This is a genomic window from Candidatus Liberibacter africanus PTSAPSY, assembly GCF_001021085.1.
Lineage (GTDB): Bacteria > Pseudomonadota > Alphaproteobacteria > Rhizobiales > Rhizobiaceae > Liberibacter > Liberibacter africanus.
In genome coordinates, this window is the sequence record NZ_CP004021.1 from 85,932 (window position 1) to 98,532 (window position 12,601).

Sequence of the window (12,601 nt, forward strand, 5' to 3'; positions counted from 1 at the left end):
AAGCCATCACACTTATTAGTTTCATAACCAGGAACAACTACTGTTGCAATGATCCTCCTACAATTGATCCAGAAACAAAGAGATCATTAAACAAACAAAAATAAAAATTCCTACATAATCAGCATGCTTAAAAAACATATCACACTGTCTAGGACAAGAAAAGTCTAAGGTAATAATCCGCTTAATAGTAAGTAATAATGCGATAAATAAACCAATCCAAGCAACGAAATTCACTTGCACGAGATAAAAAGCAACCGCAAAACAAAGAATAAATATTCCATATAAAACAAAAAGCCATATTTTAGTTTGATCGGCAAATAACCTTGCTGTAGAATTTATGCCTATCTTCTCATCATATTTCTTGTCTTGATGCGCATAAACAGTATCAAAATAAACAACCCAAAAAATAGTTGCTATAAAAAGCCAAAAAGCCGGCCATGAAAGACTTGCATGTAAAGCACCCCATCCAAACAAAACCCCTCCTGCAAAACCAATTCCTAACACCACCTGTGGACAAGGAATAAAACGCTTAGAAAAAGGATATAACAAAGAAATAGGTAATATCATACATCCCATAAAAATGGTAAAACAATTGAATTGAATAAGTAATAAAAAAGAAATTAAAAGCTGTAAAATTCCAAAAACATATGCCTGAAAACGGCTACATTGTCCTGAAGGCAAAGGTCTCGTCCGCGTCCGCGCAACATGCGCATCAATATCATGATCAACGAGATCGTTCCATGTACATGCAGCACCACGGAAAATAATAGCTCCGACAATATAGATAAATAAATACCAAAAAATTTCTTTCCAAGACAATATTCCCGCTCTCATTAAAGGATAAGAAGCAAGTGCCGTAGACCACAAAACAGGCAAAATAACTAAATGCCATCCTGTTGGGAAATGCCACCGTGCTAAATGTACATAAGGAGCAATTGCCGAACTCATGGCATAATTACGAAAAGATTTAAAGGATTTAAACATGGTAATACATCCTCTTTAATATTCACTTTTAGCCTGTACAAAATAGACAACACCTACTCTGTCACGAGATAAAAAACATCATAAATCAACTAATTACACCTTATAAGAAAAATCAGTTTTACGGTAGTAAAATATTAATAATATCTTAACATAATAGGATTTTGTTATTATACTATTTAGTATATAGTTTACATGATCGTTGAGAGATCAAGACAATATTCCCGCTCTCATTAAAGGATAAAAAGCAAGTGCCGTAAACCACAAAACAGGCAAAATAACTAAATGCCATCCTGTTGGGAAATGCCACCGTGCTAAATGTACATAAGGAGCAATTGCCGAACTCATGGCATAATTACGAAAAGATTTAAAGGATTTAAAGGATTTAAACATGGTAATACATCCTCTTTAATATTCACTTTTAGCCTATACAAAATAGACAACACCTACTCTGTCACGAGATAAAAAACATCATAAATCAACCAATTACACCTTATAAGAAAAATCAGTTTTACGGTAGTAAAATATTAATAATATCTTAACATAATAGGATTTTGTTATTATACTATCATAGTATATAGTTTACATGATCGTTCGAGAAATCATGAATCGTGTTTATAAAAGGATCTAGAATTGAAAGTCCTATTAATTGGTTCTGGCGGGAGAGAACATGCACTTGCATGGAAAATATCTCAGTCATCTTTATTATCAGAATTATGGTCTATCCCAGGAAATCCAGGCATTGCGCAACATGCACAATGTGTTACCATTGATATACAAGATCATTCTGCAATAGTTTGTTTTTGCCAGGAAAAAAAAATTGATCTTGTAGTTGTCGGACCAGAGTTACCATTAGTAAATGGCATATGTGATACATTAAATGCCGCTGGTTTTAAAGTCTTTGGGCCTTCTCAAAAAGCATCACAACTTGAGTCTTCTAAATATTTTACCAAGAAATTCTGCACAAAATATAGCATTCCTACTGCTGCATACCATCATTTTTCTGATCCAATCATAGCAAAACAATATATACAAAAACAAAGCATGCCTATTGTTGTTAAAGCCGATGGACTCTGTGCTGGAAAAGGAGTAACCATCGCAACAACAATAGATGAGGCTATTACAGCCGTTGACCAATGCTTTCAAAAAAGAAATTCAACTGTAGTCATTGAAGAATATCTTGATGGTTTTGAAGTGAGTTTCTTTGCTATCTGTGATGGGAAAACCGCCATTCCTTTTACAACAGCAAGAGATCATAAACGCATCTATGATGGCGATATTGGCCCTAATACCGGTGGAATGGGAGCATGCTCTCCAGCGTTAGGAATATCTAACGAAATTTATTGTACTATCATACAAAACATCATCCAACCAACAATCGAAGGTATGCAAAAAGAAGGAACTCCTTTTCAAGGCGTTTTATTCGCAGGGATGATGATCACTAAAAAAGGACCCTACTTAATTGAGTATAATGTGCGTTTTGGTGATCCCGAATGTCAAGCAATGATGATGCGCTTGAAAAGCGACATCTTAGAAATTTTTAATGCTTGTATCCATGGAAATTTGCACAATACCCACATAGATTGGAAAACAGAATATGCACTTACAGTCGTTGTTGCAACGAAGGGTTATCCTGAAAGTTTTCCTAAAGATACCATCATTCGAAAAATACCTCAAAATACAGAAAACACACAATTATTCCATGCATGTACAGCAATAAAAGATAATTGCCTCATAGCTAATGGCGGCAGAGTCTTAGGACCTACCGCACTAGGAAAAACAATACCCGAAGCTCGAGAACGAGCCTATAATATGTTAGACGATATTGACTGGGAACATAGTTTCTGGCGTAAAGATATAGGTTTACAAAAAAAAGAAACGTGAAAATTACAAGTAATCACTGATCTTTATTATTTCCCCCATAAAAAAAACGCCCAATAAATCCTCTCATGTTGAACATGAAATAACTAAAACGGTTGATGCAATAATCTATTGCTTTACCTATTACACGAAAATATCCTAAAAAACGAGACAACATCATGAAATCGCTTGAATGCCCTAAAAAAAACCCAATGATTCTCATCGCCACTGCCCAAATACACATCTGATTGATATCCTTATATAATAAAAGTTCTATTCTTTTCTCTCACTATAATCTTTTATTTTTAATAGAATTCATCACATTACTTTTCACTATACTTTCTTATTTTCTCTTTAAACAACCATTAACAGAACTCATCATTTTCTCAAAGGTACATCCACTAAGATCTTTTGAAACACGAGAAGTGAAAAATACTCTTTTTGCTATTTTTGTTGATTTTTTTATATGACCTTATTATACAATTCTCTCACCCTATCCACTAACAATTAATAAAATCAATTTTTTACTTAAAAATCTTTTCCCTCTCATCAAAATATTTTCACCCATCTCGTTGGTGAATAATATAATTTATTAATGAATAGAAAAAATACACAAATACTTTTTTCTTGTATAAATCCGCTAAATGTAGAAAAGTTTTTTTGACTTTTTTAGCAAAACAGATGATTATTTTACCAAGCGCAGGACTACACAAGATAACTTATAATATATCAACAAAGGTTCTCTTATAACAAACACCTTTTTTGGAATATATTCATATTGAATCTGAGAAGGAAATAAAATGACGTTTCTATCTTTAGGAGATAAAGCTCCTCAATTCACATTACGTAGCAATGATGAAAAAGAAATCAACCTTCTGGAACTCAAAGGTTCAAAGGTCGTTCTTTATTTCTATCCAAAAGATAATACCAGCGGGTGCACGGCTGAAGCTTTAGATTTTAGTAAATGGAAATCTGAATTCGATAAAGAATCAACTATCGTTATTGGTATCTCCCCAGATTCTATCGAAAGTCACAAAAAATTTCATCAAAAAAATAATCTCTCTATTATTCTTTTGTCTGATGAATCGAAAGAAACGCTACAAGCGTACGATGTTTGGAAAGAAAAAAGTATGTTTGGCAAAAAATATATGGGAGTAGTAAGGACAACTTTTCTCATCAATGAAAAAGGAATAATTGTCAAAATATGGAATCCCGTAAAACTTAAAAATCATGCGCAAAGTGTTTTAAAAATGGTAGAATCCTTAAAACAGAAATAAAAAAATAATAAGCATTCCATCAATGAGGAATAGTTTTATGAAAAAAATTATTCCTCTAACAGGAACAAATATTCTCTATTTTTCCTATACTTTATTTAAGCAAAATCGTCCTCTTAAAATATACATCATATACTTATTAATATTATAGTAACTTTTATTTAATACCCTATTACTGTGTGTGTTCATAACTACCTAATTGCACTGTCTTCTATTATTATCAAAAGATTGCGAAATTAATTCAATTATATAAAAACAGTAAATGATCAATCATGTAGGAATGGTCGTGAATGCATCGTTGTATTTAAGATTAATCTAAAGCAATGATTCTACAAGAAGTTATTTTAAAAATGCAATATATCAATATATTTCTCTGTGAAAAATGAATTTTGTTACAAGTTTGCCTAGGTGGACAGAAAAAAATGAATAGCATATTAAAAAAAGATTTTGATGACATCTCTGTCATATCTTTACCGTTTTCAGATGATAACATAACAGTTGACGAAGAGTATCTAGAAAAGTTAGTAGTCGAATCTTTAGATCGTAGTTTAAGATGTAACTATAAAAGTAAGTAGAAACACCAAATTTATAACCTATAAGTTATTCACATATTAACAAAAAAAGTTATATAATTTATGTACTAGATAGCAATTGTATCTCAATGCTATTATTTTCTCTTTGCCTCAAAAGAGAGAGATATAATGCAAAATAAATGATTAAAGTCACTATAACCCTTAATAAATACGGTGTTGCACTGTTTTTTTCTTCACAGTAATCACAGATTTTTAAGGGAACATATTTCCGAATAATAAAATATTTAATTTGTTTACCTATACCCTTCCAATTCATTTTGATATTTTTCTGTATTTCTTTCTGCGAGTATCCTCATATTAACTGATGAGATTAAATAAAAATGACAATACTCTCTCGGGAGATAGTGACTCCAATATGTTTTGAATACGACAAATAATCTCACCGCTATTGAACCGTAGAAATTGTTTATCTCCTGATTATTTTCTTCACAAGAGTGATTTAACGGATAATTAGAAAGAATATATATATGGAAAATACAACATACGAAAAAAGACAATATAATTTTTTCTGAATTGTATGCGCTAACAATGGATCAACGATTGAGAAAAAACACGAATTCACATTTATATCAATAAGTTAACTGTCCAATATTGAACAAAATACGTGCAATTACAGTGGATTTGACAGCCTTTTATTGAACCGTAGAAATTGTTTATCTCCTGATTATTTTCTTTACAAAATTGATTTAACGGATAATTAGAAAGAATATATATATGGAAAATACAACATACGAAAAAAGACAATATAATTTTTTCTGAATTGTATGCGCTAACAATGGATCACGATTCGAGAAAAAACACGAATTCACATTTATATTCAATAAGTTAACTGTCCAATATTGAACAAAATACGTGCAATTACAGTGGATTTGACAGCCTTTTATTGAACCGTAGAAATTGTTTATCTCCTGATTATTTTCTTTACAAAATTGATTTAACGGATAATTAGAAAGAATATATGTATGGTTTAGCAATACAATTTTTGACTGCAATGCGGTATTTATTTAGATGGGCACATCAGAATGGGTACATATCAACCAACCCTTGTATTGGCATTGAAAAACCTCGTTATAAAACTGATGGCTTTAAACCGTGGACAATAGAAGACATGCAAAAGTTCAAACTTTACTGGGAAGAAGGGACACTTCCACATCTTGCTTTTGATTTTCTATTATACACGGGATTATAAGTGTCCGACGCTTGTCTAGCAGGATATCAGCATTTAAAAGGTGATATCTTTTCTATCCAAACCCAGAAAGTAGGAACAATTGTAAGCATTGAACTTCCTAAAAGTTTGATGAGACTTCTTGAGATTACTCCAACTGGCAAAGATACGTTTTTTATTAATGAAGAAAAAGAGAAAATGGACGCTCAACAATTTAGTCGTTGGTTTATCGGGAGAGCTAAAAAGCAGGAATTGAGAAATCTGCTCATAGGGTTCGTAAGCTTTCTGCCACTATCTCGGCAGAAGCTGGAGCGACAGAGCATGAGTTAATGGCCACATACGGTTGGAAATCAATGTCACAAGCAGAAACGTATACGAGAGGTCAGATAGAGCACTTTTAGGTATTAAAAATTCTCGGTTAATATCTTCAGTTATAAGATCTAATGGAGCCGAATCTTAAAAATGATAGTTAGGGAAAGAAAAATATTGTTATATCATATGCTTAATATATATTATATGCCAAGTGAGAATTTTATTTTAAAATATAATAATTGCCACAGATGTATTCTGATGCTTGTAAAAGGAAAACGCCTAAAAAATAAAAATCACAATACTGCAAAAATAATCATGCAATAGGAGAACTAAACTTCATCCCATCATAAGCTGGAACAACACACGCAGGCGTACTTTTTAGAACCATATCATAATCTAAATCAACATGCATATGCGTCAATATAGCATTTTTAGGATTGATAAGACTAATCTTTTTCAAAGATTCTGACAAAGAAAAGTGACTACTATGCAAACCATTTTTCAGAGCATCAATGATCAAAAAATCTAAATTCTGCAATTTTTCCAAACTATCTTCTGGAAATGAACTGACATCAGTACAGTACGCAACATTTCCAAAACGAAAACCTAGAGAAGAAATTCTCCCATGCTGTTGCAATAGAGGAATAGCCTCAATAGTCCCTCCCTCACCCTTTACACATATAGGAGGAAGAGTATCCTCTATAATTATAGGATTGGTAATAGGTGGATAATCACTATTATCAAGAGACTGAAAACAATATTTAAAAGATTCAAAAAGACGATCCATACAATCCACAGAAGCATAGACATCAATCGGGCGTTTTTGCTTAAGAAAATATCCCCTAAGCCCATCTATTCCATGGATATGATCTGCATGTGCATGTGTATATAACACAGCATCAATAGATAAAACATTTTCTCGCAACATCTGCGTGTAAAAATCAGGACCAGTATCAACGATAACGGTTGTACTCTCTCCTCGTTCTGATACTCTAGATACTTTCAACGACGAACGAGTACGGCGATTTTTTGGATTGTTAGGATCACAAGATCCCCAATCACCTGTAATACGAGGCACACCTGGAGAAGCAGAACATCCAAGAATGGTAAAATTATAACAATCACTCATGAACAAGTACACCCAGAAATTTTTGAAAATAACCTCAAGGCATTTTCAGTTGTTTTTTCCATTAAATATTCGTAAGACACACCCTTTTCCTTCGCAAGGACTTTTGCTGTATTCACAACATAAGAAGGTTCACAACGTTTCCCTCGACACGGAACAGGAACAATATAAGGAGAATCCGTTTCAACAAGAACTCGATCCATCGGAATACCTTTCGCGATGGATCTCAAAGAATCGTATTTATGAAAAGTAATCATACCCGTAAAAGATATATATCCTCCTAATTCCAAGCAAATATCCGCTAATTTCTGACCTGAAGAAAAACAATGTATCACAAAAGGGAAAGACCCTTTCTTCATTTCTTCCTGCAAGATAGCAGCCATATCTTCATCTGCAAGACGACTATGTATTACCAAAGGTATACCAGTAATACGAGCGGCTTCTATATGACGTAAAAAAACGATCTTTTGCTCTTCTATCGTATGAGCATTATGATAACGATCTAAACCCGTTTCACCAATAGCAACAACTTTGGGATGCGAAGCGAGACACACCAATTCATCCACTAGGACTTCATTCTCCTCATGAGCATGACAAGGATGCGTTCCAATAGAACAAAAAATTGATTCAGGATAATCCTCACATAGCTTAATTAAAGTCACAAAATCCTTTACTTTAATTGCAATAGCAATCATCTTTAAAACATTAGCTTGATGGGCTCGCATAATAACATCATGACGATCTTCATCAAAATCAGATAAAAGCAAATGACAGTGTGTATCAATCAGCATAAAAAACCACTATATAAAACGAGGGAAAATAGAAGAAAATTTCTTTTCTAACATAATTCCTGATTTTAATCTATGATCTAACGACTTAAAACAACGATTTTCTTCCGCAACCAATAAAATATTGAAAATTTTGTTTGCTAAGTTAGGGATAAAAGCCTGCAATAAAATTGCAAGTTGGCGTATAACTTCTACCGTCACATATAAAACCGTAGATGCGCGTTTAGGATCTGTTTTTCTCAAATCCCATGGTTTTTGTGCATCAAAATATCGATCTACTTCTGAAACAAGAGAGATCACTTGTGCCAATGCCTTATGAAGCAACTGATTGTTCATATGATCACGAATTTCTGGAAGATTTTTAGAACAAATAGATAGTATATTATTATCACATTCGGAAAAATCACCAGGAATAGGAATTTCCCCATCATAGTCTTTTAAAATCATAGAAACGGAACGACTAACGAGATTGCCTATACCATTCGCTAGATCTGAATTCGCACGTTTCTTCACGCTTTCATTGTCATAAAAACCATCTTTTCCACAAGATATTTCTCGCACAAGGAAATATCGCAAAGCATCAATACCAAATTCTTCTATCACTTCTATAGGATCAATAACATTACCCAATGATTTAGATATCTTAGTACCTTTATTAAGAATGAATCCATGCGCAAAAATTTTTCTAGGCAACGGCAAATTTGCAGACAAGAGAAAACATGGCCAATAAACAGCATGAAAACGCACAATGTCCTTCCCTATAACATGCAAATCAGCAGGCCAAAATTTTGCTTTCTTTCCATCTGAATCATCTAAAAGCCCTGTTACGGTCAAGTAATTAGTCAGAGCATCAATCCAAACGTACATAATATACCGTGGATCATCAGGAATCTTTATTCCCCAATCAAAATTTTTACGAGAAAGAGAAAGATCTTTTAATCCTGATTTTACAAAAGAAATAACTTCGTTCCGTCTTTCTAAAGGTAAGATAAATTCTGGATGCGAATCATAATAAGCAAGAAGCCTCTCTTGATAAGCGGACAAACGGAAAAAATACCCCTCTTCCTCCGTCCACTGAACAGGATTATTATTAACATTATAATGCTGACCGTCTTCTCCTTTATAAACCTCATCTTCACTGTAATACGCTTCATCCCGCAGAGAATACCAGCCTGAATAAGATCCCTTATAAATATCACCTTGATCTAATATTTTTTTCCATAATATCTGACATGTATCATGATGACGTTTTTCTGTTGTACGAATAAAATCATCGTATGAAATGTTCAAAACATCAGCCATATCATGGAAAATACGACTATTTTTATCAACAAAAATTTTTGTTTCTAAACCATTTTGTTGCGCCGCTTTGGCAATTTTTTGTCCATGCTCATCGGTTCCTGTCGTAAATAAAACATCTAAACCATCCAAACGATAAAAACGCGCCATGACATCTGCTATTATCATCTCATAAGCGTGTCCAATATGTGGTTGAGCATTCGGATATGCTATAGCTGTACTGATATATAACTTTTCACGATTTTTTACCATTTATCATATCCCTTAAATTGGATGATCCACATCGGATTTTCATAATCCACTAAGCATAAATCAAATAGCATAAAAATCACGGTAGTAAAAATCACTACACATTCTTGCTTTTGAAAGAAGATAAAAGATCATCTGTCTTCGATCTAAATTATAGATAGAAAAGTCATTTATTTTCTTTTTTAGAGAAAAATAAATTTGCGCAATTCGATCTGCCTCTTCTATTTTACCAGATGTAGCAGACATTTTAGCAGTTTTACTCATCTCTTTCAATACAAATTCTATAAGAAAATCAACATATATTTTTTTATCTTGAGACAATAATTCATCAACAATTTTTTGCATTTTCTGTGACGCGAATTTTTCTTGGGGAGTGCGCATTAAATCATTATAAGAAACAATGATTTTATCACAACCATAATGCAAAATTTTTAGTGCTTTAGAAACGCTACCATAGGAGGCAATCTTGATAAGATCTCTTTTTGACTGCCAATCTGCAATCTTCAATTGCTCAAGAACTTTGTATAAATTATTATCATCAAGAGAATGAAACTTTACAGATAAACAACGGGAGCGAATAGTTGGCAAAAGCATTGAAGAAGAATGATATATAAGGATAAACAACACTTTTTTAGGAGGCTCTTCCAAAGATTTGAGCAAAGCATGAGAAGCATTGTTATTCATTCCATCGACAGGATCAATCATGATAACACGCCAATGACCTGTATTTGCGGTCAGAGACAAAAAATACCGAATACGCCGAATTTCATCAACGGTAATAACTGTGCGCGATTTTCCTGTTTTGGCATTTAATGGATACGACAAATACAAAAAATCTTGCAATGTATGAGATGCCATTTTTTTAATAAAAGGAGAACGGGGATCAAGACTACAAATCTGAGAAGGAGCATTTTTAAAATCAGGATTTTGCAAAACATGGCCTGCGTAACGAAATCCTAAAGTCGCCTTACCGATGCCCTCTTCTCCTTCAAAAAGCAAAGCATGATGCATCCGTCCAGAACGATAATATTGTGACAAGAAGTTTTCTATGTCTTCGTGACCAAATAATTTATGATGATTATATATGGGATCAAAATCTTGGTATATCACGGCTCAATATCTCTTTTACATGATATAGGTAAAAAACGTTTTTGAACCAATTTCCATACAATGTCCAAAATGTTATCTGCGACGTGTTGAAAAGAACGATTTGCATCAACAATATGACATCGCTCTGGTTGATTATAAGCGATATCCAAAAAAATCTGACGTCTTTTCTTATGAATCATCACATCCTCTTTTTCGAAATGATCAAGACCATCACTTGGAGATGAAGAATATCTATTCTGAACACGTTCGAGTCCAATATCTACGGGAAGATCGAGAATAATCGTACAATCTGGCATAATTCCTTGAACAGAAAGTTGATGTAAAGAATCCAATAATAAATTCTGAGAATTATCTCGCTCTCCTTGATAAGCATAAAATGAATCCAAAAAACGATCACATAATACAATCTTACCTTCTGCAAGAGCAGGACGAATGACATTTTCCACATGATCTAGACGAGCAGCAGCAAATACGATAGCTTCCGCTGAAGAACCAAATTCATCGACTCCAAAAGATAATAAAACATGTCGTGCAGCTTCGGCTGCTGGCGTTCCTCCAGGCTCACGTGTCACTTGAACGTTATAATTATGTTGTTGAAGAAAACGCTGGAGATGCAAAATATGAGTGGTCTTCCCTCCTCCTTCAATGCCTTCAAAACTTATAAATAATCCTGGATTCAAAGTTTTTTTGACCTCATCAAAAATAACGATGGTATATAAAATATTTTATGATCTCATATCATCAAGTAACAAAGAAACATTTCATTTTTAAAAACCATACAATGTTTTTAATTTTTATACAAATCCCCCACTCAAGTCCGACAAGGCATAATCTCATTACCACCATTTTATGATATGATTAAACTTTTTCCCGTAAAACACACATATTTACTGTCGTAAGTTGTAAGATTTGAAAAAGATAATCAAAATGGACACAAACATATCTCATTCATGAATATTTTATCTATTACTCAACTCAAAAATACACATATTTGGGTGTTATTTTTAATCTATACAAAATAATACATTATTTTTCACATACATAAAATACGTATAGATTTTTTGAACATAAAAAGAAAAATTCATCGGACAGAAACACTTTCGCAAATTAATGTCCGAGGACACAATGAAATTTAAGACGATACTTATTCCAACTTTAATAATGCTTTTATCTGGTTGTGCAGATAAAAAAGAAAATATTGAGGATTTACTCAATGAATTGAAAAAGCAGGCAGAAGCATATGAAAATGAAATCGAAAATCAGATAAGAAAATTAGAATATGATGCTGATTTCATGGTTTATATGATCACTCTACTTGCAGGACGCAACAAAGAGAGAGCTAAAAATATCCTTAATCTAAATGACGAAGTAACAAAAAATGCAAGTAATGAAAGTGACAAAATAGGTACTTTCAAGGATCTATATGCTAAACACGGTAATATAGTTAATGAACGTGATAAAATACTTACTCAAGTCAATAAAATCATGTACGACAATGCGCAAATGGTACCAATCGCTGGCTTTTACTATTTGATGAATGATTTGCAATCGACAATAGATAGTCAATTCGAAATAAATCGTAGAGAAACGACGAACGCCTCTAAATTAATCGATGATATTAACGACCCGCAAGATAATATAGACATATTGACCCAATCCTCCATCAATAACATGACTTCAAAGTTGAAGAAATTAAAAGAAGAAAACGGTGACGATTGATTGTTTGTTTATATATTTAAATCACTCATGTCATTAATATGCCGTTTTTTAATATACGAAAAATGATGATATATTCGCCGGTTAAGTCACCATAATTATAAAACAACAATATATTTTAATAAAAA

13 protein-coding genes are annotated in these 12,601 nt (G+C 32.9%); 5 read left to right on the forward strand and 8 right to left on the reverse strand.

Going from position 1 to position 12,601, the window contains the following annotated elements; translation table 11 throughout:
* Nucleotides 1-57 precede the first annotated feature (57 nt).
* Together ubiA and G293_RS00390 are read right to left on the reverse strand one after the other, a co-directional pair.
* Nucleotides 58-984: a 4-hydroxybenzoate octaprenyltransferase gene (gene ubiA / locus G293_RS00385; RefSeq protein WP_047263830.1), complete on the reverse strand. Its 927-nt coding sequence runs from the start codon at nt 982-984 to the stop codon at nt 58-60.
* A gap of 207 nt (nt 985-1,191) precedes the next feature.
* Nucleotides 1,192-1,374 carry a hypothetical protein gene (locus G293_RS00390; protein WP_047263831.1) on the reverse strand — a complete coding sequence of 61 codons (183 nt, stop codon included), beginning with the start codon at nt 1,372-1,374 and terminating at the stop codon, nt 1,192-1,194.
* A 240-nt stretch (nt 1,375-1,614) separates the two neighbouring features.
* Here G293_RS00390 and purD point away from each other — a divergent pair, with 240 nt between their 5' ends.
* Entirely contained in the window at nt 1,615-2,865 is a 1,251-nt protein-coding gene (gene purD / locus G293_RS00395) for a phosphoribosylamine--glycine ligase (protein WP_047263832.1), read from the forward strand.
* A gap of 13 nt (nt 2,866-2,878) precedes the next feature.
* Here the strand turns inward: purD and G293_RS00400 are convergent, their stop codons facing one another.
* Nucleotides 2,879-3,085 (reverse strand): hypothetical protein, encoded by a 207-nt coding sequence (locus G293_RS00400; protein WP_047263833.1) that lies wholly within the window; start codon nt 3,083-3,085, stop codon nt 2,879-2,881.
* Between the two features lie 556 nt (nt 3,086-3,641).
* Between G293_RS00400 and bcp the strand changes: the two genes are divergently transcribed.
* From bcp to G293_RS05410, 3 genes are all read left to right on the forward strand, one after another.
* Nucleotides 3,642-4,118 (forward strand): thioredoxin-dependent thiol peroxidase, encoded by a 477-nt coding sequence (gene bcp / locus G293_RS00405; protein WP_047263834.1) that lies wholly within the window; start codon nt 3,642-3,644, stop codon nt 4,116-4,118.
* A gap of 419 nt (nt 4,119-4,537) precedes the next feature.
* Nucleotides 4,538-4,690 (forward strand): hypothetical protein, encoded by a 153-nt coding sequence (locus G293_RS00410; RefSeq protein ID WP_244464410.1) that lies wholly within the window; start codon nt 4,538-4,540, stop codon nt 4,688-4,690.
* Between the two features lie 1,207 nt (nt 4,691-5,897).
* Nucleotides 5,898-6,203 carry a hypothetical protein gene (locus G293_RS05410; RefSeq protein ID WP_052774998.1) on the forward strand — a complete coding sequence of 102 codons (306 nt, stop codon included), beginning with the start codon at nt 5,898-5,900 and terminating at the stop codon, nt 6,201-6,203.
* Nucleotides 6,204-6,498: 295 nt separating this feature from the next.
* Here the strand turns inward: G293_RS05410 and G293_RS00420 are convergent, their stop codons facing one another.
* Genes G293_RS00420 through tmk form a run of 5 tightly spaced genes read right to left on the reverse strand, consistent with a single transcriptional unit; the run spans nt 6,499 to nt 11,437 of the window.
* Nucleotides 6,499-7,314: an MBL fold metallo-hydrolase gene (locus G293_RS00420; RefSeq protein ID WP_047263835.1), complete on the reverse strand. Its 816-nt coding sequence runs from the start codon at nt 7,312-7,314 to the stop codon at nt 6,499-6,501.
* A complete protein-coding gene (locus G293_RS00425) occupies nt 7,311-8,102 on the reverse strand; it encodes a TatD family hydrolase (protein ID WP_047263836.1) in 792 nt (263 codons plus the stop codon). The genes G293_RS00420 and G293_RS00425 overlap by 4 nt, the downstream gene beginning before the upstream one ends.
* Nucleotides 8,103-8,111: 9 nt before the next feature.
* Entirely contained in the window at nt 8,112-9,650 is a 1,539-nt protein-coding gene (gene metG, locus G293_RS00430) for a methionine--tRNA ligase (protein WP_047263837.1), read from the reverse strand.
* Nucleotides 9,651-9,710: 60 nt separating this feature from the next.
* Nucleotides 9,711-10,757, reverse strand: coding sequence for a DNA polymerase III subunit delta' (locus tag G293_RS00435; protein WP_047263838.1), 1,047 nt, complete (start codon nt 10,755-10,757; stop codon nt 9,711-9,713).
* Nucleotides 10,754-11,437 carry a dTMP kinase gene (gene tmk / locus G293_RS00440; protein WP_047263839.1) on the reverse strand — a complete coding sequence of 228 codons (684 nt, stop codon included), beginning with the start codon at nt 11,435-11,437 and terminating at the stop codon, nt 10,754-10,756. Before tmk ends, G293_RS00435 begins: the two co-directional genes overlap by 4 nt.
* 445 nt (nt 11,438-11,882) lie before the next feature.
* Between tmk and G293_RS00445 the strand changes: the two genes are divergently transcribed.
* Nucleotides 11,883-12,476: a hypothetical protein gene (locus tag G293_RS00445; RefSeq protein WP_148407337.1), complete on the forward strand. Its 594-nt coding sequence runs from the start codon at nt 11,883-11,885 to the stop codon at nt 12,474-12,476.
* Nucleotides 12,477-12,601: the final 125 nt, after the last annotated feature.